Here is a 21,591-nt window from a genome sequence, read left to right on the forward strand (position 1 = left end):
CGCGTATGTCGATGGGGGCTCAGGAGTCGAGGCGTACCGCCCCCGGCTCAGGTGTGTCCAGGGCTGCCCGACGCCTGCGAAGGCCGCCGTCCGGCGTGGGCCGTCCGGCGGTCCGTACGGTCGTGGCTGCTACTGTGATCGGCGTACCGCACCGCATGGCGGCCTCCCTGACCGTTTCCACACGGAGGCACCGTCATGTCCGCATCCGCACGTGTGCGCCTGTTCCGCCGCGAGGACCGCGACCAGCTGACTGTCCTGGTCAACGCCCACGCCACCGCTGTCGTCCCCGGCGCGAGCGCCTCGGTGAACACCGTTCTGAGCAGCCTGGAACGCTGCCCGGAGGAGTACGTCACCGACCCGTGGGTGGCCGAGCGGGTCACTCTGGTCACCGAGGAGCGGGGGCGGATCGCCGCCGCCGCTCATCTGCTGCGCTACCGCGATGATCCCGATGTCGGCGAGGACTACCGCGGCACCGGTCATCTCGCGTGGATCCTGCACCACCCCGCCGACGACACCGCCCCGGACACCCGTACGGAACCCACCCGGGCGGCGGAGCTGCTGATGTCCGCGTGTCTGGCCCAGTTCGGGCGGTGGGAAAGCCGTTCCCGTTTCTGCGACGGACGGCTTCCCGTGCCGGGGGTGTACGGGATTCCCGAGCAGTGGCCGCATGTGCGCGGCCTGTTGGAGCGGGCCGGGTTCGTGCACACCGGCACCATGGAGGTTCTGCTCCTGGCTACGGTCGACGCGCTGCCCGCCCCCGGGGCGGCTCCGCTGCCCGGTCTCATCGTCCGGCGCACACTCGGCGTGCTGGGCACCCGTTTCACCGCCCTGCTCGACGGGCAGGAGGTTGCCCGTCTCGAAGTGGACACCATCTTGGAACGGCCCGAACGCCATGCCCGCCCCGGTTGCACGGCCGACCTGGCCGACCTCGCACTCTCCTGCGGAGCAGACCCGTTGTCGCTGGTATGGCTGCTCGGCGAGGTCCGCGGCTGGCTGGTCCTCTCCGGCGTCGACCGGCTGTTCGCCTATTCCGACGAGACCCCCGACGGAGCTGGGGAACGTGCGATGCTGTCGGACCTCGGCTTCCAGGAGATGACCCGGACGGCTCGGGCCTGGGAGCACCGGCCCGCCTGACGGCCTGCCGCCGGCCGGTCTGTGCCCGCCGGCGGCTCGGACGGGGCCGCGAACCCTGCCGGTTCACCGGCCAGAGCCTCCGGCCAACCGGCGGCCACGCCGCGTACGGCCGCGTCCCGCAGCGCCGGCGTGGCCGCCGTCCTCACGAGGAGCAGCCGCTCACGGACATGCGGTCGCCATCGAGGTGGAGGGCACTTCGTCCTACGGGTCCGGCTTCGCCCAGACCGCCCGGTCGCACGGGCACCAGGTCGTCGAGGTCGACCGCCCCGTCAGCGGGAGTCATGAAAAACCTGGGGAACGGTGCCCTGACATGCGCCTCGTTGTAGGGTGAGGACAACGCCCTTGACCTGCAAAAACGCAGGCAGGGAGCCTATGTCCAGGAGTGCCTTCATGTTGCGCACCATGTTCAAATCCAAGATCCACCGGGCCACCGTCACCCAGGCCGACCTGCACTACGTCGGTTCCGTGACGATCGACGGCGACCTGATGGAGGCCGCCGACCTGCTGCCCGGCGAATTGGTCCATATCGTTGACATCGACAACGGCGCGCGGCTGGAGACGTACGTCATCGAGGGCGAGCGCGGCTCCGGCGTCATCGGGATCAACGGGGCCGCCGCCCACCTGGTGCACCCCGGGGATCTGGTGATCCTCATCAGCTACGCGCAGGTCGACGATGCGGAGGCGCGCGGTCTCGTCCCGAAGGTCGTCCACGTCGACGCCGGCAACCGGATCGTGGCGCTCGGCACGGACGCCTCCGCGCCTGTCCCCGGTTCCCGTACCGAGCGGAGCCCGCAGGCCGTCGTCGCGGGCGGCTGACACCGCCGCCTGCCCACGCCCCGCCCCCCCGGCCACGGAAACGCGGCCGGGGGCACCACGAACGAGGAGAGCAGGAACCATGGCGCAGAACGCCGGTGTGGAGATCACGGACGACCGGGAGCACGGCACCCTCGCGGCGCACGACGCGGGCAAGGTCGCCGGAAGCATCGCGTACTTCGTCATGGAACCCGCGCCCGGGGCGCTCGTGGCCGTGCACACCGTCGTCCGGCCCGAACACGAGGGCAGGGGCATCGCCGGTGCGCTGGTCCGCGAGTTCTACGCCATGGCCGCCCGCGAGGGCGTCCCCGTCGTGCCGCTGTGCCCGTACGCGGCGAAGTGGGCGCAGCGCCATCCCGAGGAGGCCCCCGCCGCGTCGGCCGAACTGGTCCGGGAGGCGGAGCGGCAGCTGGGGAGCCACCCCGAGCTGCTCTGAGTCCGGGCCGGTCGATGGCGCGGTGCGCCACACGACGGGCACGAGTGGATCACGTGTGGAGTCGGCAGGCGCGGGCAGCCGCACCGGGAGACGGTGGAGGAGAGCTCCGCCCGTCCGTTTCGTACCGCTGTGGAGGATCGTGATGACCCACCCGTACCCCGACCCCGTACCGCCCTCGCCGACGCCTCCGCCCGTTCCCGGGCCTCCCACTCCGGTGCCCGGTCCGCCTCCCGTCCCGCCGGGGCCCGGGCCTGTGCCGCCCGGTCCCGCGCCGGACCCGATTCCGCCGTCGCCCGGCCCGGACCCCACGCCCGACCCGGAGCCCCAGCCCGCCGGCTGAACCCGGCCGGGCCCGAGCCGGCCCAAGCCGGTGAGGCGAGAAGCGTGGATTCCGCTCAGGCACCGACGGGCGCCGGCCCCCTGCCGGGCCGGCGCCCGCCCCCTCCACGTCCGGCCGAAGCCGGGCGTATGACGGGAACCCGGCGTGCGATGGGAACCTGGCGGCAGCCGGCCCCACGACCGGCATCGGCCCGGAACCGGGGGCGTCAGCCCAGACCGGTCAGCGCCTCCGCCTGCCCGAGGCCGCTCTCCTCCGCGATCGACTCCATCGACTGCGTCTCGCGCACCGTCGCGAACACCACCCCGCCGTCCGGCCCCGCCACGATCCGGAACCCGTACACCGCGGGCCGCGGCAGGCTGTTGTAGGACCACGGAGTGGAGAAGTAGTACGCCCCCGTGTCGTACAGCACGACGAAGTCCCCTTCGGCCAGCTCCGGAAGCTCCCTGCCGTGCGCCACCACGTCTCCCGCGAAGCAGCACGGCCCCGCGACGTCCTGCGCCAGTGCCGGCCCGTCCTTCGGTGTTCCGTCCGGGCCGAACGCACCGACGCGCAACGGCCACGCCTGAGGCATGAAGACGGTACGGGTGGCGGTCTGCGCGCCCGCGTGGGTGAGGGCGACGCGCCGTCCGCCCGCGTCCTTCGTGTACTCCACCCGCGCCCCGATGACCCCGTTCTTCGCCAGCAGTGACCGGCCGAACTCGGTGACCAGGGCGTACCGGCCGGACAGGAGCGCGGGAACGGCGTCGGTCAGGGCGCTGACGTAGTCGGCGTAGGTCGGGCGCACGGTGTCGTCGGCGAAGTTGACGGGCAGCCCGCCGCCGATGTCCAGGCTGGTCACCTGCCGGACGCCGAGGCGTTCGTCGATCTCCTCGGCCAGCGCGTACGTCTGCGCCACCCCTGCCGCGATCAGCTCCAACGGGCAGCCCTGGGACCCGACATGCGCGTGCAGCCGGGTGAGCCACGGGCGCTCCTCGAAGGCCCGCAGGATCGCCTCGCGGGCCCCGGGGTCGCGCAGCGCCACGCCGAACTTCGACGTCGCGGTCGCCGTGCTCATCGCCCCGATCGCACCCTCGCCCACCTGCGGGTTGACGCGCAGTCCGATCACGGAGGCGCTGTCGCCGCGCCGCAGTCCGTCGATCCGGCGCAGCTCGTCCAGACTGTCGGCGTTGACGGCGACCCCGAGGGCCAGCGCCAGCCGGATCTCCTCGCGGGTCTTGGCCGGGGAGTCCAGGACGATCGACCCCGGCGCGAACCCGGCGTCCAGGGCGAGCCGCAGCTCACCCGGGCTCGCCACCTCGCACCCCATGCCGCATGCGGCGAGCAGCCGCAGCACCGGAACGAGGGACGAGGCCTTGGCCGCGAACGTGTGCAGGACCTCGGGCGCGCCCGCGAACGCCTCGCGCAGGGAGTCGACGGACGAGCGCACCCCGTCCACGTCGATGAACCCGGCCAGCGGGTGGGACTCGCTCAGCAGCCCCTGCGCCACGGCCGCCCGGACGGCCCCGGCGAACCGGGCGTCGGACGACGAGGCGGCGGCCCGCTCACGGTGATGGGAAGTCGTCTGCTTCATGATGCGAGGATCGGTGATGGCTGCCCCACAGGTCTTCAGCGGCACGGACAACACTCTCCGCATTCCTTGGCCGAGCGGACAACCCGCGCCGCGAAAAGGGCCGGACCGCTCAAACGTCACCCGTGAGGCGGACGGCCAGCGTCAGCAGCACCCGTGTGTCCGGGTCGTCCACGTCGACGTCGTACCGCTCCCGCAGCCGCCGCAGCCGGTAGCGGAGGGTGTTCGGGTGCAGGACCAGCCGGCGTGCCGCCTCCGCCACGTCGCCCGCGGCGTCCAGATACGCGGCGGCCGACCGCAGCAGTTCGCCGCCCGCCGCCCGGTCGGACCGCGCCAGCCGGTGCACCGGCCCGTCGCCGGACTCCCACAACGGCCGTACCGCCTCCGCCATCCGCAGCACGTCCAGCGCCGGCCCCACCGCACCCGCCGACGCGAACCGCGCCGGCGCGCCACCGCCCCGCGCCCGCCGCTCGCGGTCCCGCAGCACCCGCACGACCAGGGCGGCCTCCGTGCACGCCTCGGCCGCCTCCGCCGCCGATCCGGCCACCCGGCCCACCCCGGCCCGTACCGGAACTCCGCCGGGCAGCGCCGCCGCCACCCGCTCCAGCTCCCGGGCCGGCGCGAGCGCCTCCCGCTCACGCGCCTCGGGCGGCAGCCCGGCGGGAACGGGGAGCAGGACCAGGAGGCGATCCGGTTCGCGCAGGACCAGTACCGAGGGCCGGTACGCCCGTGCGTGCGGGGCGAGAACGTCCAGGGTCCGCGCCGCGTCCGGCCCGGCGGCGACCGGCGCGACCGCCAGCACCGCGCAGGGCGCGTCGGGCGCCAGCCCCAGCGACCAGGCGTGCGTGCGGCGGTCCCCCTCTCCGTACAGGAGTCCGCGCAGCGCGTGGTCGCGGCGGCGCACCGCACCGCTCTCCCGCAGCCGCTGCCCGAGCAGGTGCCGCGCCGCCACCACCGCACCGCGCCGCAGCGCCCGGCCGGCCTCCGGCGAGAGGGGCCTGCCGTCCGCCGCCGCCCAGATGGAGCCCAGCAGCTCGGCTCCGCTGCGTACGGCGATGACCAGCCGCTCCGGACTGTCGCCGTCCGCCGGGCGGTGGATCACCTCCCGTGACGTCCACAGCGTCCGCAGCAGCCCGCTGCGCCGCAGTTCGGCGACGCGCCACTCGGGGACGCGACCGCCCAGGATGGTGGACCTGCGCACCCCGTCGGCCTCGGGCCGGGTGGCCGAGTGCGCCAGTACGCGGAAACGGGTGTCCTCGATGGTGATGGAGCCGCCCGTCGCCTCGGCGATCGACGCGGCCAGCGCGGCCAGCGCGCCCGCCGGGCCGTCGCTCCCGCCGGCCGCCGGATCCGCCCCCTCGCCGGGCCCGCCGCCCCTCGGCCCGGCCTCCTCCGTCCCGCCGCATTCCAGCCCGCCGCGTCCCGGCACGTCGCCTGCCGTGCCGGGTGTCGCCTCGCCTGTCGCGTCCGCGCCCCGCGCCTGACCGGTTCTCGCCGCCCGGTGGTAGTCCAGCGCCGAACGAAGCAGCGCCGCGGTGTCGGTCCAGTCCGTCCAGGCCGCCCGTACCAGCAGTGCGATGCCGGACCGGTCCGCCGCGGCGAGCACGTCCGGGGCCGGACCGGGACCGGATTCCTCCTCCGCCTCCCGCAGCACCACGGCGCTCGCGCCCGAGCGCGCCGCCCGCTCCACCGCCCCGGCCGCCTCGGCCCGTCCGGCGGACGCCCCGACGGCGAGGACGAGGTGCCCGGCGCGGCTCCGCGGCGCCTCGTCGCCGAACGACACGCCCCGGACCTCCACGTCCACTCCGCCGGGCGCCAGCAGCAGGCGCAGCGCGCCCTCCTCGTCGAACGCCAGAACCTCCCGGAGCGTGGCCTCCGGCCCCGGATCCCGCGGCGGTGCTCCACTGCCCATGACTCCCGAGCATACGAGCGTCGACGGCGGGTGCGCGGGGCACGGGGCACGGGCTCAGGCGATCAGGGCGACCACGGCCTCCGGCGTCAGCATCCGGAAGGTGAAGGCCTGCTGGAAGTAGAGCCGGACGCTGGTCGCGTCGTGGTCGGTGTAGCCGATCGACAGGTCCTGGCCCAGGCACAACTCGAAGTCGCCGCCCCGGGTGGACAGGAGCAACCCGCCCTTCACCGCGGGCGCCCACAGGATGTCGTCGTCCACGAGGCGGCTCAGGTGCGTCTTGACCGGATAGCCGTGGTCGGAGGTCTCGGCCGCCTCGGTGAAGGCGTCCGCGCCGAGCAGCAGCCGGTACGGACCGTCGACGCCGGCCAGCCGCAGCCGCGTCACCGCCTGACTGACCGCCACCGGGTAGTCCCGCGCGTCGGCGGGCAGCGGCAGCGGCGTGTGCGAGGAGCCGTCGCGCAGCCCGAGGATCCCGGCGGACGCGTAGCCGTCGATGATCGCCGAGTCCTCCGCGAACGCACAGGTGCGCGCCGCGTCCTTGACGGGCTGCCAGTCGCTGTCGGCGGAGCCGCGTTCCACGTCGTCCACGGCCTCCCGGCTCACCGTGAAGGGCACACGCCACTCGACGACCGGCATCGACGTGCGGGCGCGGGCCAGCACGTCCGGGGTGGGCGGGTCGATGCCGCGCAGATGGCCGTCGCCGACGGCGGCCAGCGTCGGACCCGCCGGATCGGTCACGTCGACGACACGCCGGCCGGCCACATGGCGGGTGAAGGTGCGCCGCGCCTCCTCCTCGATCTCCGCCCAGGCGGCGGGGGTGACGGGCGCGAGTTCGCGGTGCAGATTGTTCATCACTGGGCGCTTTCTTGCAGGCTGCCGATGCGCAGCGAACCGTGGTCGTCCGATCCGGTCCCGGCGGACGCCGGCCCCACCGGTGCGAGCACCGGTTTTGGCCGGGTCGCGGCCCCGGGCGGGGCGGGCGGGGGCGGGGGAGCGTCGAGGAAGGCGGCGCGGGGGGCGAAGAACAGGGTGCCGGTGATCGCGGTGGAGAAGTCGAGGATGCGGTCGTGCGAACCGGGCGGATCGCCGAGGAACATGTTGCGGAGCATCCGTTCGGTCACGTCGGGATCGGCCGCGTAGCCGATGAAGTACGTCCCGAACTCCCCCCGGCCGAAGCTCCCGAACGGCATGTTCGCCCGCAGGATGTCGCGCTCGGTCCCGTCCGGATCGGTGATCGTGTTGAGCGCGACGTGCGAGTCGGAGGGCTTGGCCTCGTCGGGCAGCTCCACGTCGTCGAACTTGGTGCGGCCGATGACCCGTTCCTGCTCCTCCACGGGCAGGGCGTTCCAGGCGTCCAGGTCGTGCAGGTACTTCTGCACGACCACGTAGCTCCCGCCGTCGAAGTCCGGGTCCTCCGCGCCGACGAGCGCCGCCGCGCGGGCGTCGTCGCCCACCGGGTTCTCCGTACCGTCCACGAAACCGAGCAGGTCCCGGTGGTCGAGGTAGCGGAACCCCTGCGTCTCGTCCACGATCCGCAGCGCCCCGCCGAGCTTCCGCAGGAGCTGGGCGGCCCACTCGTAGCAGACGTCCATCCGCTCGGCCCGGATGTGCAGCAGCAGGTCGCCGGGGGTCGCGGGCGCGTGGTGGAGCGGCCCGCTCAGCTCCGGGAACGGGTGCAGGTGCGCGGGGCGCGGTCCGGCGAAGAGCCGGTCCCAGGCGGCGGACCCGAAGCCGGTCACGCACGCCAGGCCGGAGTCCGGATACCGGAAGCCGATGGAGCGGGCGACGGCCGCCAGCTCCGGCAGCACCTCGCGCACCGTGCGCTCGCCGCCCGGTTCGATCGTGCCGACCAGGAACAGGGCGGCGCTGGTCAGCGGGGCGACGACGGGCTGGACCGCGACCGGGTCCGGGACGGCATCGGGCATGCGCGCACTCCTGGGACGGGTGACGACGGGCGGACGGTGTACGGCCGGGCGGTTGCCGGTCGCACGGTAGGGCGGGCGGGACGGCCGGGGTGCGGAGCCACGACGGCACCGCAGCACGGCGGTCCGGGCCCGCAAGCCACTTACGCACGCTCCGGGCCCCGCCGCACCCCGGGTGGCCCGGTCGGGTCAGCCGCCCGTGACCTCGGACCGGTCCCCGCCCCAGAGCGTGTGGAAGATCCCCTTCCGGTCCGTGCGCCGGTAGGTGTGCGCCCCGAAGAAGTCCCGCTGCCCCTGCGTCAGCGCCGCGGGCAGCCGGTCAGCGCGCAGTCCGTCGTAGTACGCCAGCGCCGCCGCGAAACCGGGCGTCGGCACGCCCTGGCGCGCCGATTCGGCGACCACCGCCCGCCAGTCGTCCTGTGCCGCACCGATCTCCCGCTCGAACTCCTCGTCCGACAGCAGGCTCAGCAGGTCGGGCCGCGAGGCGTAGGCGGCCCGGATCCGGTCCAGGAACGCCGCCCGGATGATGCAGCCCGCCCGCCAGATCGCCGCCACGGAACCGAGGTCCACATCCCAGCCGTAGGTGTCGCTGCCGACCCGGATCTGGTGGAAGCCCTGCGTGTACGAGACGATCTTGGAGGCGTACAGGGCCTGCTCGACCCGGTCCGCGAACGCCGCCGCCTGCGCGCCCTCCAACGGCTTCGCGGAGGGTCCCGGCAGTCCGCGCGCGGCCTCCCGCAGGTCCGCGTGGCCCGAGAGGGAGCGGGCGAACACCGCCTCGGCGATCCCCGACACCGGCACCCCGAGGTCCAGCGCGATCTGCACGGTCCAGCGCCCGGTGCCCTTCTGCTCGGCCCGGTCCTGGACGATGTCGACGAACGGCTCGCCGGTGTCCGCGTCCGTATGGGCCAGGACCTCAGCGGTGATCTCGATCAGGTACGAGTCGAGGCGTCCGGTGTTCCAGCTCCGGAACGTCTCCGCGATCCGCGCGGGAGAGTAGCCGGCCACGCGGCGCAGCAGGTCGTACGCCTCGGCGATGAGCTGCATGTCCGCGTACTCGATGCCGTTGTGGACCATCTTCACGAAGTGACCGGCCCCGTCCGGCCCGATGTGCGCGGTGCACGGCGTGCCGTCCTTCGCCTTCGCGGCGATCCTCTCCAGCAGCGGACCGAGCGACGCGTAGGACTCGGCCGAGCCGCCCGGCATGATGCTCGGACCGTGCAGCGCGCCCTCCTCGCCGCCCGAGATGCCCGCCCCGACGAAGTGGACGCCGCGCTCGCGCAGCTCCTTCTCACGGCGGCGGGTGTCCTCGAAGTGGGCGTTCCCGCCGTCGATGATGACGTCGCCCTCCTCCAGCAGCGGGGCGAACTCCTGGATCACGGCGTCGGTGGGATCACCGGCCTTCACCATGACGACCAGACGCCGGGGCCTCTCCAGCGCGGCGACGAACTCCTCGGGCGTGTGCGCCGCGACGAACGCGCCCTCGCCGCCGAACTCCCCGACGAGCGCGTCGGTCTTGGACGCCGTGCGGTTGTGCACGGCGACGGTGAAGCCGTTGCGGGCGAAGTTCCGGGCGAGGTTGCGGCCCATCACCGCGAGTCCGGTGACGCCGATCTGGGCAGTACCGCTCATCTGAGTGCTCCTGCGATCCGGGGTGGGTTCGGTCGGGGAAGTGCCGGGGGGCGTACGGGACGGGGGACGGCCGCGACGGCCGCGTTCAAACGGTCGCGTTCAGGGGAGGGCCTCCGCGGCGGGCGGAGCGTCGTCGTCGGGGACCACGTGCACGGCGGCCTCCTCGGCCGAGGCCGCCGCGCCGTCGACGCCCACGTCGTCGGCGGTCGCCGCGGCGGGGACCCGGCCGTCGGCCTGCTGCGTCAGCCGTCCGGCGCGGTCGACCCCGACCTCGTCGTCCCAGGGCTCGCCCTCACCGCCGGCCAGGTCGCCCACGCCGTCGCCGGGCCACTCCGCGACCTCGGGGAGTTCCCTGGTCAGCCGGGACTCCAGGGACTCGCCGGTGCGCTGCTCCGCGGCGGTGGTGCCCCGGTCCTCGACCGCCCACGGGCGTTCGGGCGGCGAGTAGCCCTCGTCGAGCGGGTCGTCCACCCCGGAGTCCTCCAGCGTGTCCCCGGTGTCGAGCTGCTCGTCGAAATCGGAGCCCGGCGGCTCCTGCGGCTGGTAGACCTCGTCCCCCCACTCGGTGTCGCTCATGGCCCGTCCTTTCGTCCCACGAGAATCACTGTCCCCTGTACGCAATTCCACTCCGGTAACGCCGCTGCCGCAAAGGGAAGATCCTCATCCAGTGGTCGGCCGAGGCCGACCCGCGCCCCGAGGGCAGGGCGCGCACGGGTGCACGAGCGCCCGCACGCGGGCCGTGGCCCCGGGGCCGGCACGTACACTCGGCCCATGGGTCGTGAAGCCGAACCGCGGAAGTGCCCGCACCGGGCGGCCTCCGCGCTGCACGGACACGGCTAGCGACCTTCGGCCACGGCTGGCGACCTTCGGCGTCCAGCGTCCGGGGCGTCTCAGCCCGTAGGGCTCGCATCGGCCCGTTCCTCTTGCTTCCGCCCGCTTTCAGCCCTGTGCGCCCGAGCCCTTTCCGCGTTGCTCCGCCCCGCCCCCGGGCGCGGGCGCGGTGCGACCCGTGGCCTCCACCGGCGCCACACGTTTCCGCACGCATCACGCATCACGCATCACGCATCACGCATCACGCATCACGCATCACGCATCACGCATCACGCATCACGCGGCACACCGCGCATCCGCCCGTGCCGCCGCCCGGCGACGGCCGCACCACCGGGGCCGCCGCCGCTCTCGAAGGGACCACCGTGAAGCTGAGCGACCTCCTGGCAGGCCAGGACCATCACGTACTCCGGGGAGATCCCCGGCGGACCGAGATCACCGCCGGTGCCACGTTCGACGCGGACCGCGTCACCCCCGGCTCCGTCTTCGCAGCCGTGCCGGGCCACCTCACGGGCGGCCCCGAAGCCCTGGCGCCCGCCGTCGCCCGCGGTGCGGTCGCCGTCCTGGTCGACGACCAGGCGCCGCCCCTGCCCGCCGCGACGGGCCACGTCTGCGCCGTCCGGGTGCCGGACGTCCGCAAGGCCGCCGCCGTCGTCGCGGCACGCTACTTCGGCGAGCCGGGCCGCGCCATGGAGCTGATCGCCGTCACCGGGACCAACGGCAAGACCTCCGTGTCGTACATGGTCGAGTCCGTGCTGCGGATCGCCGAGGGCGTCCGGGTCGGCGTGATCGGTACGGCGGGAAGCCGGATCGGGGACGAGCCCGTCCCGATGCCGCCCTCGGTGCTCACCACCCCGGAGTCGCCCGATCTCCAGTACCTGCTGGGACACATGCGCGACCGCGCCACCGGCAGCGTCGTCCTGGAGGCCACCTCCATGGGCCTGCTGACGCACCGTCTGGACCGTACGTTCATCGACGTCGGCGTCTTCACGAACCTGACGCAGGACCACCTCGACGACCACGGCACCATGGAGAACTACCGCGACGCCAAACTCCGCCTCTTCCAGGGCCTGTGCCGGCGAGCGGTGATCAACGCCGACGACCCGGTGGGCGCCGGGATCCGGGCGCTGATGCCCGACGCGGTGACCACGTACGCGCTGGACGCCGACGCCGACTACCGGGCGAGCGACCTGGTCGTGGACGCCTCGGGAACGCGTTTCACCCTGCACCACGACGGGCGCAAGTATCCGGCGGCCATTCCGTCGCCCGGCCGGTTCTCGGTCTCCAACGCCCTGGCCACGCTGGCCGCCTGCCATCTTCTGGGCCACGGCCTGGCCGGGCTCGTCGACGCCCTGGAGCGCATGCCGCAGATCCCCGGACGCTTCGAACGCCTCCAGGCCCCGAACGGCGCCTCGGTGATCGTCGACTACGCGCACTCGCCGGACTCCCTCGACAAGGTGCTCACCACGATCCGGGGCTTCGCCCGGGGCAGGGTCATCACCGTCTTCGGCTGCGGCGGCGACCGCGACACCACCAAGCGCGTGGAGATGGGGGCGATCGCGGGCGCCCACTCCGACCTGTGCGTCCTCACCTCGGACAACCCCCGGCACGAGGACCCCGAGGCCATCCTCGACCAGATCGCCCCGGGCATCGAGGCGGCGGGGACGCCGTTCGAGCGGTACACCGACCGCCGCCGGGCGATCGCCGCGGCGCTCGGCACGGCCGGCCCGGACGACATCGTGCTGATCGCGGGAAAGGGCAGCGAACCTCATCAGATCGTGGGCGACACCCTGCTGCCCTTCAGTGACATGGCCACCGTGCGCGAGCTGATCGTCGGATAGCCGCCGAACCGCCGTTCCCGGGCTGCCGGGGCCTGGTCGGACCGCCGTGCTGCCTCACCTCCCGGTCGGGGGCCGTCTGACGGCCGCGGCTGCGGCCCCCGGCCCCGTTCTCGGCCCTGTCCGCCGGTCACTCGGGCCAGGGCGAATCCAGGATGGTCCGTACGAAGTCGCCGCGCTCGAACCCGGGCACGTAGTGCTCCAGCACGTCCGCCTTGACGTTGCCGAACGTCGTCTCCGGCTTCGGACGGATGCCGTCCGTGAACGCTCCGAGGATCCGCCGTTTGAAGTCCGGCCGGGGATGCAGGGCGACGATCTCCGCACGGTCGGCGGCGGAGACGTCCTCGTATCCGATCCCCAGGACGTCGTACTCCACCCCGGCGGTCACCAGCGCGACCTCCGGCTCCATGAACGACGGAATGCCCGGCGTCGTGTGCAGGGCGATCGCCGTCCACACCCGCCGGACGCTGTCCTCCGGAACCCCGCGCGCCTGTAGGAAACGGCGCGCCTCGTCCGCGCTGTCCACCTCGAACCGCCGGCCGCTGCCGCGGAAGGGCTCGCCGAGGCCGAGATCATGGAACAGGGCTCCCACATAGAGGAGTTCGGGATCGAAGCTCAGATCACGCCGTCGGCCCTGCAGCGCGCCGAACCAGAAGACGCGGCGCGAATGGTGGTAGATCAGCTCGCTCGTCGTGTCACGCACCAGCTCGGTCGCCTCCCGGGCGAGCGCGGTGTCGGGTGCGCGTACTTTGGCGGCGAGGTTCGCTTCGGTCGTCATCGGCAACATCGGTCCTTCCACGCGGCTCCGCCGGGCCGGGCGGCCCGGCCGGCTCACCCCAGCATCCGTGATCGGCGGCGCTCGTGCCACGGACGACGCGCTGCCCGGGACGCGCGACGGTACGGCGACCGCACGCGCCCCCGGGCGCCCGCCGACGACATCCGTCACATCGCAGCCGCGTCAATGGTCTCGATCAAGGTGTTGGAGCGGTCGCGCGACGGGCTGGGATGCTGACACGCGCCCGAACGCCGGGCCGGTCGGGACGGGGGAGCGGCTGTGCACGTATGGACCACCACGGCGGGACGGGTGAGGGGACGGCGCGCCGAGCGGGACGCGGCGGTCGTCGCCGTCCTCGGCATCCCGTACGCCGCTCCGCCGTTCGGCCCCGACCGCTTCCGCGAGCCGCGCCCGGCACGGCCGTGGGTCGGGACACGCGACTGCACCGTGTTCGGCCCCATCGCCCCCCAGTCGGCCGAGCTCCCCGGCTCACCGGTCTGGTCGCCGGGCGACGAGGACATCCTCACGTTGAACGTCTGGGCGCCCGCCGACAACCCCGCCGGTCTGCCCGTGCTCGTCTGGTCGCACGGCGGCGCGTACGTCTTCGGCTCCTCGGCCCAACCCGACTTCGACGGCACCGCGCTCGCGGCACGGGGGCTGGTCGTCGTCACGCTCAACAGCCGCCTCGGCTTCGAGGGGTTCGGGCACGTCCCGGACGCGGACGGCGGGCCCGCCCGCCCGGACAACCGGGGGCTGCTCGACCAGATCGCCGCGCTGGAGTGGGTACGCGACAACATCGCCGAGTTCGGCGGCGCCCCGGACCGTGTCACCGTGGCGGGCCAGTCCTCGGGGGCCGGGTCCGTGGCCTGCCTGATGGTCATGGAACGGGCGCGCGGGCTGATGCGGCGGGCCGTGCTGCACAGCCCCGTCAACTCCTGCGCCCCGGTCGAGCACGCTGCCCGCACCACCGCCGAGGTCGCGGCGACCGCCGGTGTGCCCGCCACGCGCGCGGGGCTGTCGGCCGCCTCACCGCAGGCGCTCGTGGCCGCGTCGGACCGGGTCGCCGACCGGTACCGCCGGGATCCGGCCTCGGGGCAGCGCCACTACGATCCGGCGGTCTACGGGCCGGTCGCCGACGGGACGCTTCTGACCGCCGATCCGCTGACGGCTCTGGCGGCGGGGGCGGGCGGCGACGTGGAGCTGCTGGTCTGCCACACGACGGAGGAATACTGGCTGCTGGACGCCGTCGGCAGCAGCGCGAAGGTGACGACGGAGGACCGACTGGCGGTCTTCGCCGCCGACTTCGGTCTGCCCGCGGCGCTCGTCGACGGCTACCGCGACCGGCTCGCCCCGGCTCCCGTGCTCGATGTCTACCTGGCCCTCTACTCCGACCTCCTCTTCGCCGAGTACGGCAGCCGCCTCGCCGAGGCGCACGCCGGGTCGGGCGGACGCGCGTTCCTGTCCCGCTTCGACCGCCGGCGCGGCGGCCGAGGGCAGCGGGTACGCGCGTGGCACTGCGCGGACGTGCCGTTCGCCTTCGGCAACCTCCATGACGCGCGCCTGCACTTCCTGACCGGCGGCCCGCCCGGCGACGCCGACCGCGAGCTGTCGCGCCGGATGATGGACGCCTGGACAGGGTTCGCCGCCCACGGCGACCCGGGCTGGGACCCGCTGGACCCGGGCGCGTCCGACGCGCGCCCCGACGCCGGAGCAGCGGTACGGGTGTGGCGTACGGCGGAGGAGGAGGAGGAAGCGGCCCGGCAGGGCGGGTCGCGCGCGGGTGGCTTCCGGGACCTGTGGAGGGCGAGCGGGCTGCCGCTGCTCACGCCGTGAAGCCGTTCCACCGCACCCCTCCGGACGCCTCGTCAGCACAGGTCGTCATTGGCATGGACCTGACTTTCGGATTCCGCTACAGTCCGGAGCGGTACATCTGAGAGCGCTCTCAAGCGCACGATCAGCATGCGCTCCCGGACGCCTCCCGTTCCCTCCCCGCATCTTGGGACAACAGGAAGGGTCACTCCCTTGAGACACGCAACCGTGCTGCGGTCCGGTCTGTCCGCGCTGCTGCTCGTCGGCGCCTGGACCGCCGTCGGCCCCGCGTCCGCCTCGGCCGCACCCGCCCCCACCGAGTCCGCCGCCACCCTCCCCGCCGCCCCGGCGCTGCTCTCCGCGATGCGGCGCGACCTGGGCCTGACGGAACATCAGGCCCGTGCCCGGCTCGCCGACGAGAAGGCGGCCACGGCACTGGAGCCCGAGGCGAAGCGTGCCGCCGGATCCGCCTTCGGCGGCTCCTGGCTCGACGCGAGGACCGGCAGGCTGACCATCGCCGTGACGGACTCCGGCAGGGTCGACGCCGTACGGGCGACCGGTGCCGCGACCCGGCTCGTCGAGCACTCGGCCCAGGAGCTCGACGCGGCCAAGGCGCGCATCGACGCGCTGCCCGCACCGTCCGGCGTGAGCAGCTGGCACGTCGACCCCGCGACCAGCCGCGTCGTGGTGAACGTGGTCGCCTCCGAGCAGCGTGACAACGATGTCCGGGCGTTCGTCGCCCAGACACGCCGAGCCGGACCGGTGACCGTCGAGACGATTGCCGAGGCTCCGCGGACCTTCGCCGCCGGAACGGTCGGAGGCGACCCGTACTACACCGGCAACGTCCGCTGCTCCATCGGCTTCTCCGTGTACGGCGGCTTCGTCACCGCCGGGCACTGCGGCGGCACGGGGCAGTCCGTACGCGGCTGGGACGGTTCGGCCATCGGCAACTTCCAGGGCTCGTCCTTCCCCGGCGACGACTACGCCTGGGTGAACGTGGCCAACGGCTGGTGGACCGTGCCGGTCGTCCTCGGCTGGGGCACGGTCTCGGACCAGCTCGTCCGCGGTTCGAACGAGGCCCCGATCAACGCCTCGATCTGCCGCTCGGGCTCCACCACGCGCTGGCACTGCGGCAGGGTTCTCGCCAAGAACGAGACCGTCAACTACAGCCAGGGGGCGGTATACCAGATGACGAAGACGAGCGTCTGCGCCGCGGGCGGCGACTCCGGCGGGTCGTTCATCAGCGGCGACCAGGCACAGGGCGTCACCTCCGGCGGCTGGGGCAACTGCGGCGGCGGCGGCGAGACCTGGTACCAGCCGGTCAACGAGATCCTCAACCGGTACGGACTGAGGCTGCACACCGCGTGACCCCGGGGAGCCGCCGCCCCGTTCTCCCCGGCGGCGGGGGTCCCGTCGCCGGGTGACGGAGCCGGGGCCGTGAGCGGTCCCGCCGAGCCGGCTCCCGCCCGGTGCTGCGGCGAACTGACCGCGGACCGCGCGAGAGCCGGGGAAGGCAGCACTCCCGCCGCACCGCCCGGGCTCCGCCGCACCGCCGGGCACCCCGCCGCACCGCCGGGCCGTCCCGTCAACCGGCCTACACGCGGCCTTCGATGAGCGGAATCCGGCCAGCCATCGCCGGCGGGCGGCCGACTATCACCCTTCGCTTGTGATCAGCCTCCGCGCGGTTCTACGTTGACGCCTGCGACGTGTCCCAAAGCCAGTGGGGGAGCCAAGTCATGGCCGCAAACGGACGGCACCGCAGATACCAGCCGAGCCGGATCAACCGTGCCTCGCTCACGGTGACCGCGGGAGGCGCGGGCCTGGCGCTCCCGCTCATCGCGGCACTCCCGGCGCAAGCCGCCTCCGGCGAGGTCTGGGAGAAGGTCGCCGCCTGCGAGTCGAGCGGGAACTGGGCCGTCAACACCGACAACGGCTACTACGGCGGACTGCAGTTCAGCGGCTCCACCTGGGCGGCCTACGGCGGCACGCAGTACGCCCCCCGCGCCGACCTCGCCACCCGCGACCAGCAGATCGCCATCGCCGAGAAGGTCCTGGACGGCCAGGGACCCGGTGCCTGGCCGACCTGTTCCGTACGCGCCGGTCTCACCCGGGGCGGGGACTCGCCCGAGACGGTTCCGCAGCCCGACCCGCAGAGCGCGGGCAGCCGGCCCGTCCAGGCCGCGGCACCGCGGAGCGCTCCGGCCCGGCCGCCGCAGACCCGACACGAGGCGACGAAACCGACGCACGTTCCCGGAAAGCGCGACTCCTACACCGTCGCGACCGGCGACTCGCTCTCCGGGATCGCCGCCGCCGAGCAGGTCAAGGGCGGCTGGCAGCGGCTGTACGAGGCCAACCGCACGGTCGTCGGCGGCGACCCCGACCTGATCTTCCCCGGACAGCGGCTGAGTCTCGACCCCGGCCGGACGCCCCGGACGGACCCCGCCAAGCCCGTGCCGCACGCGGAGCAGGCCGAGCCGCGCCGGACGCCGAAGCCGTCCGCGTCGAAGCCGCCGGCCCCCTCAGCGGACGCGAAAAAGGCCGAGGACAAGAGGGCCGAGGACAAGAAGGCCGAGGACAAGAAGGCCGAGGACAAGAAGGCCGAGGACAAGAAGGCCGAACAGGAGAAGGCCGAACAGAAGAAGGCCGAGGACAAGAGGACCGAACAGAGGAAGGCCGAGTCCAAGAGGGCCGACGACAAGAGGACCGAGCACAAGAAGGCCGCACCCAAGAAGGAGCAGTCCGCTCCCGAACGCGCCGTGAATCACTCCGGGTTCAGCGCCCCGGTGGCCGCCGGGACCGGAACGCCGTACCGCCAGGCCGGTTCCTGGTCCAGCGGCTACCACACAGGTGTCGACTTTCCCGTGCCCACCGGCACCTCGGTGAAGTCCGTCGCCCCGGGCCGGGTCGTCTCGGCCGGCTGGGCCGGAGCGTACGGCTACGAGGTCGTCATCCGGCATGAGGACGGCAAGTACAGCCAGTACGCCCACCTCTCCGCGCTCAACGTCCGCGCCGGCCAGTCGGTCTCCGGCGGTCAGCGCATCGCCCGTTCCGGCTCCACCGGCAACAGCACCGGCCCGCACCTGCACTTCGAGATCCGGCTCGGCCCGGGATACGGCTCCGACGTCGACCCGCTGGCCTACCTGCGGGCGGGCGGCGTCAGCGTCTGAACCGTCCGCTCCGCGCGCGGAGCGAGGACCGGCTCACTCCGCCGGCCCCGCCCCGCCGGCGCGTGCGGAGCCGTGAACTCCATCAGCGGTGCCGCGCGCCCCGGCGGCAGCGGAACCGAGAGCGGCGGGGCGTGCGGAACGGGAGAGCGGCCCGTGGCCGGCTCCGGGTGGGGGACGGGCGCAGCCGGGACGGGATCAGCGACGGCCGTGTCCGGGCTCGCGCCCGTCGCCCGGTCGTCCCCGCCCGTCCGCCCGTGGCCCCTGCCCGCCCGTCCCTCGGACACGGCCGCGGCGGAGGACGCGGCTCCCTCAGCCCCGGTTCCGGGACCCGTGCCCGCCGCGCGTTCCGCGCTCAGCCGTTCCTTCGTCAGCAGGACCAGGCCCGCGGCGGCCAGCAGGCCGCACAGGAGCGCGAACAGGGCGCCCGTCGTGCCGTAGCGGAAACGTTCGTCGAACAGGGAGATGCCGATCGCCGCCGCCACCACCGGATTGACCACCGTCACCGTGGCCAGCGGCGCGGTCAGCCCCGCGCCCCGGTAGGCGGCCTGGGAGAGCAGCAGACCGGCCGCGGCGAGCCCCGCTATCACCAGCAGCGTCGGCAGGCCCGCGGGCACGGAGCCCGACGTCCACTCCATCGCCACCGTCTTGGTGAACACCGAGGCCATGCCGAACGCGACCCCGGCGGCCGTGGCCAGTGCCAGGCTCCGCAGCGCCGGGCCGCGCAGCGCCTTGCCGAGCAGTGCGATCGCGGCGACCGCCCCGAAGGCCACGGCCGCCAGCACCACCTGCTCGGGACCGCGCAGCACGTGCGGCTCGGCGTTCCCGGTGAGGGCCAGCAGGCCCACCAGGCCGGCCGTCGCCATCAACGCTCCGCGCCAAGCCATCGCCCCGGCCTTGCGCCCGACGAACAGGGCGGCCATCGGCAGGGCGAAGACGATCGTGAGCGCGCCGAGCGGCTGCACCAGGCTGAGCGGCCCGTAGGCCAGTGCCACGACGTGGAGCAGTGCGCCGACCCCGTTCAGAAGGACGGCGACCCACCAGCGCCCGTTGCGCAGCAGGTCGGACGCCGAGCTTCCGCTGTGCACGGCCACGCGCTCCTGGACGATCGCCCCGGCCGCGTAGGCGACCGCGGAGACCAGTGACAGCAGCACAGACAGCGCGAGGGAGCTCATGGCACCACGATGTCCCGTCCGGGGCGCGGCGTCGTCGTCCTGGAGGCGGCAGTTCGGCGTACTGCCCCAGTAGTACGGATCTCATGCCGGGGTCCTCCCCTCGACGGTAGCCCTGCCCGCCCCGGACGTCAGAAGTTGTGCGCCGGCGGATACCGTGAGCGGCGAACCGGGCACAGCAGGTCGCCGCGGAGCCCGCCGAGCGGATCGCCGCCGGATCGGGAGGAGCGGGGCGTGGACCTGGCACGCACGGCGTCGGTGGGCGGATTCTTCGCGCTGCGGACCACCCCGGCGTCCGGCGGCGGCCACCGGCCGCTCGCCCTGCTGTACGGCGGGCGCACCGCGCCCCTGACCGCATGTATCGACAGGGTCGCGAGCCGGCTGGAGGCTCCCGAGCGCAGGGTCGCCGCCTCCATCGCCCACCTCGGCCTCGCCGCCCGGCTCTGGTCCATCGCCCTGGGCCCGGCCGCGCTCTGCGGGCGCATCCCGGCTCTTCCGCCGGACGCCCTCCACTGGGACCCGGAGGCCGCCTCGCCCGACGATCTGTGGATCGCCGACCCGCAGGAGCTGCCCGGCACGGCGGAGCGGATCCGCGAACAGGTGCAGTACGGCCACTTGGCGCCGCTCGCGGAGGCGGTGCGGGGCGACGGGAACGTCTCGCCGCGCCTGCTGTGGGGCAACGCCGGATCCGCGCTCGCCGGGGCGGCGCGCGAACTCGTCGCCTGGGCGCGCGCGAACGAACTGCCGGACGTGGCCCGCCGGACCCGCGCCCTGACCGCGGAGCTCTTCGACCACGCCGATCTGCGCTCCACCGGAGCCCCGCACGGTCCGGCGTTCCGGCGGCGCAGCTGCTGCCTGTACTGGCGCTGTCCGGGCGGCGGCCTGTGCGGCGACTGCGTCTTCGACCAGGTGCCGGGTTCCACCCGGTAACCCCTCTCCGAAACGCGCGCACCGCCCCTCCCCGGCGCACGGGGCGGCGGGGAGGGGCGGCAGGGGCGGCAGGGGCGGCAGGGGCGGTTCGGGAGGGGCTGCCGCCTCTCCCCACCGGCTCAGGAGGGTAGTGGGGCGTCCGGCGCGTCGATCGCGTCCTCGACGCTGGGCAGCACCGGCAGGGCGCTGTCCAGCCCGATCATCCCGATCAGGCGCTGCACGAAGGGCGACGGTGCGGCCAGGCGCAGCCGGCCGTTCAGGACGGTCTGCCCCTGGAGGAGCACGTTCACCGTCGTCGAGTCGGCGAAACCCACCCCGGAGAGGTCCACGACGACCGGGCCGGAGCCGTCGCCGGCCGCCGCGGCGAGAGCCGAGCCGAGCGGGGGAACGCTGTCGATGTCCAGATCACCCGACACGGTGAATACCAGAGCACCCCGCTGATGACGGGTAGTGATGCTGACAGCTCTGTCTTCGCTGGGCGATGGAAGCACGGAAGGCACCTCGGGCGGTTCGTTGGTCGGGAGACGGGAAGCCGGTCTGCCGGACGGGTCGGCCTCGTTCCGTCCCTGCTCGCGGCGGGGTACAGGAGCAACGATAGAAGGAACAGTTGCCATTTGACAACATTCTCCATCGGGTAACAATCTGATCCACAACTGTTAGTGGATCAGATGTCGACAGGGACGATGCGATGGATGCGGAAGCAGGAGCTGGATGAGGCTAGGCGCTGTCGGCGACATCATCGCGGAGCCGGGAGGCCGCCGTGCCCGTTTGCGGGGACAGCCGCTCCGAGGCTGCCGCGTGGAAGGCCGTCAGGCCCTCCGCGAGGGCGGCGACGGCGGCCGGTTCCATGCGCTCCAGGACGGCGTTCAGCTCCCGGGCGCGGATGGCCCGGTACTCTTCGAGGAGGGTGCGACCGCGCAGGCTGAGCCGCAGTTCCACCTCGCGGCGGCTCGTGGCACTCGGCTCGCGCTGGACGAGCCCCATGGCTTCCATCCGGTCGCAGAGCCTGCTGACCGAGGGCGCGCGAGAGCCGAGAGCCTCGCCGAGGGAGCGCAGGTTCGCGCCCTCCTGCTTCTCGATCACGAGCAGGGCGCGCAACTGCGAGGGCGATACCGTTCCCGAGGAAGCGGCTTCCTGGCCACGGCCCCACAACACTTCCAGCAGCTCCGAGGCCGCGGATGCGTCGGCGGCCACCTGGTCGCGCGTACGCGGGCGGCGGGCGGAGTAGGGCATCCGTCCACTCTGTCACCCGTCAGCCCCGCTTGTCAGCCCGGACCCCGCCCCTACCCCGTCTCAGGACGAAGAATGTACGAGAGACC

The 21,591-nt window shown here is 73.8% G+C and carries 18 protein-coding genes; 8 read left to right on the forward strand and 10 right to left on the reverse strand.

Annotated features, from left to right (window positions below):
• Positions 1 to 195 precede the first annotated feature (195 nt).
• The 3 genes from EES43_RS27405 to EES43_RS27415 all read left to right on the forward strand — a co-directional run bounded on the left by EES43_RS27405 (position 196) and on the right by EES43_RS27415 (position 2,383).
• Positions 196 to 1,134 carry an N-acetyltransferase gene (locus tag EES43_RS27405; protein ID WP_124271235.1) on the forward strand — a complete coding sequence of 313 codons (939 nt, stop codon included), beginning with the start codon at positions 196 to 198 and terminating at the stop codon, positions 1,132 to 1,134.
• A 390-nt stretch (positions 1,135 to 1,524) separates the two neighbouring features.
• On the forward strand, positions 1,525 to 1,950 hold the full coding sequence (gene panD, locus EES43_RS27410) for an aspartate 1-decarboxylase (RefSeq protein WP_124271236.1): 426 nt from the start codon (positions 1,525 to 1,527) through the stop codon (positions 1,948 to 1,950).
• A 79-nt stretch (positions 1,951 to 2,029) separates the two neighbouring features.
• Positions 2,030 to 2,383: a GNAT family N-acetyltransferase gene (locus EES43_RS27415; protein WP_124271237.1), complete on the forward strand. Its 354-nt coding sequence runs from the start codon at positions 2,030 to 2,032 to the stop codon at positions 2,381 to 2,383.
• A gap of 545 nt (positions 2,384 to 2,928) precedes the next feature.
• Here the strand turns inward: EES43_RS27415 and EES43_RS27425 are convergent.
• The 6 genes from EES43_RS27425 to EES43_RS27450 all read right to left on the reverse strand — a co-directional run bounded on the left by EES43_RS27425 (position 2,929) and on the right by EES43_RS27450 (position 10,332).
• Complete coding sequence (locus tag EES43_RS27425; RefSeq protein WP_124271239.1) at positions 2,929 to 4,293, reverse strand: type III PLP-dependent enzyme domain-containing protein; 1,365 nt, start codon at positions 4,291 to 4,293, stop codon at positions 2,929 to 2,931.
• A gap of 109 nt (positions 4,294 to 4,402) precedes the next feature.
• On the reverse strand, positions 4,403 to 6,202 hold the full coding sequence (locus EES43_RS27430; RefSeq protein WP_124271240.1) for a helix-turn-helix domain-containing protein: 1,800 nt from the start codon (positions 6,200 to 6,202) through the stop codon (positions 4,403 to 4,405).
• Positions 6,203 to 6,256: 54 nt separating this feature from the next.
• The gene (locus EES43_RS27435; RefSeq protein ID WP_124271241.1) at positions 6,257 to 7,054 is read right to left on the reverse strand and encodes a family 1 encapsulin nanocompartment shell protein; all 798 of its coding nucleotides are present in this window, start codon (positions 7,052 to 7,054) and stop codon (positions 6,257 to 6,259) included.
• Positions 7,054 to 8,127: a Dyp-type peroxidase gene (locus EES43_RS27440; RefSeq protein WP_124271242.1), complete on the reverse strand. Its 1,074-nt coding sequence runs from the start codon at positions 8,125 to 8,127 to the stop codon at positions 7,054 to 7,056. The genes EES43_RS27435 and EES43_RS27440 overlap by 1 nt, the downstream gene beginning before the upstream one ends.
• Before the next feature lie 186 nt (positions 8,128 to 8,313).
• On the reverse strand, positions 8,314 to 9,756 hold the full coding sequence (gene gndA, locus EES43_RS27445) for an NADP-dependent phosphogluconate dehydrogenase (protein WP_124271243.1): 1,443 nt from the start codon (positions 9,754 to 9,756) through the stop codon (positions 8,314 to 8,316).
• Between the two features lie 99 nt (positions 9,757 to 9,855).
• Positions 9,856 to 10,332, reverse strand: a complete 477-nt coding sequence (locus tag EES43_RS27450; protein ID WP_124271244.1) for a DUF5709 domain-containing protein — start codon at positions 10,330 to 10,332, stop codon at positions 9,856 to 9,858.
• A gap of 617 nt (positions 10,333 to 10,949) precedes the next feature.
• On the opposite strand from EES43_RS27450, the gene EES43_RS27455 reads away from it, so the two are divergent.
• Entirely contained in the window at positions 10,950 to 12,425 is a 1,476-nt protein-coding gene (locus tag EES43_RS27455; RefSeq protein WP_124272179.1) for a UDP-N-acetylmuramoyl-L-alanyl-D-glutamate--2,6-diaminopimelate ligase, read from the forward strand.
• 127 nt (positions 12,426 to 12,552) lie between these two features.
• Here the strand turns inward: EES43_RS27455 and EES43_RS27460 are convergent, their stop codons facing one another.
• Positions 12,553 to 13,200 carry an HD domain-containing protein gene (locus tag EES43_RS27460; RefSeq protein WP_124271245.1) on the reverse strand — a complete coding sequence of 216 codons (648 nt, stop codon included), beginning with the start codon at positions 13,198 to 13,200 and terminating at the stop codon, positions 12,553 to 12,555.
• 276 nt (positions 13,201 to 13,476) lie between these two features.
• Between EES43_RS27460 and EES43_RS27465 the strand changes: the two genes are divergently transcribed.
• The 3 genes from EES43_RS27465 (at position 13,477) to EES43_RS27475 (ending at position 18,173) form a co-directional block, all read left to right on the forward strand.
• Positions 13,477 to 15,030 carry a carboxylesterase/lipase family protein gene (locus EES43_RS27465; protein ID WP_124271246.1) on the forward strand — a complete coding sequence of 518 codons (1,554 nt, stop codon included), beginning with the start codon at positions 13,477 to 13,479 and terminating at the stop codon, positions 15,028 to 15,030.
• Between the two features lie 189 nt (positions 15,031 to 15,219).
• Positions 15,220 to 16,374 (forward strand): S1 family peptidase, encoded by a 1,155-nt coding sequence (locus tag EES43_RS27470; protein ID WP_206430136.1) that lies wholly within the window; start codon positions 15,220 to 15,222, stop codon positions 16,372 to 16,374.
• Positions 16,375 to 16,742: 368 nt separating this feature from the next.
• Positions 16,743 to 18,173 (forward strand): transglycosylase family protein, encoded by a 1,431-nt coding sequence (locus tag EES43_RS27475; protein WP_124271247.1) that lies wholly within the window; start codon positions 16,743 to 16,745, stop codon positions 18,171 to 18,173.
• On the opposite strand, the gene EES43_RS27480 is transcribed toward EES43_RS27475, so the two are convergent.
• Complete coding sequence (locus EES43_RS27480) at positions 18,143 to 19,345, reverse strand: DMT family transporter (RefSeq protein ID WP_124271248.1); 1,203 nt, start codon at positions 19,343 to 19,345, stop codon at positions 18,143 to 18,145. The two genes, EES43_RS27475 and EES43_RS27480, sit on opposite strands and share 31 nt — an antisense overlap.
• A gap of 231 nt (positions 19,346 to 19,576) precedes the next feature.
• Between EES43_RS27480 and EES43_RS27485 the strand changes: the two genes are divergently transcribed.
• The gene (locus EES43_RS27485) at positions 19,577 to 20,272 is read left to right on the forward strand and encodes a (2Fe-2S)-binding protein (protein WP_124271249.1); all 696 of its coding nucleotides are present in this window, start codon (positions 19,577 to 19,579) and stop codon (positions 20,270 to 20,272) included.
• Positions 20,273 to 20,391: 119 nt separating this feature from the next.
• On the opposite strand, the gene EES43_RS27490 is transcribed toward EES43_RS27485, so the two are convergent.
• Both EES43_RS27490 and EES43_RS27495 read right to left on the reverse strand, forming a co-directional pair.
• Positions 20,392 to 20,763, reverse strand: coding sequence for an STAS domain-containing protein (locus EES43_RS27490; protein ID WP_124271250.1), 372 nt, complete (start codon positions 20,761 to 20,763; stop codon positions 20,392 to 20,394).
• A gap of 226 nt (positions 20,764 to 20,989) precedes the next feature.
• Complete coding sequence (locus tag EES43_RS27495) at positions 20,990 to 21,505, reverse strand: MarR family winged helix-turn-helix transcriptional regulator (RefSeq protein WP_124271251.1); 516 nt, start codon at positions 21,503 to 21,505, stop codon at positions 20,990 to 20,992.
• Positions 21,506 to 21,591 lie beyond the last annotated feature (86 nt).

The organism is Streptomyces sp. ADI96-02, from assembly GCF_003846185.1.
Classification (GTDB): domain Bacteria; phylum Actinomycetota; class Actinomycetes; order Streptomycetales; family Streptomycetaceae; genus Streptomyces.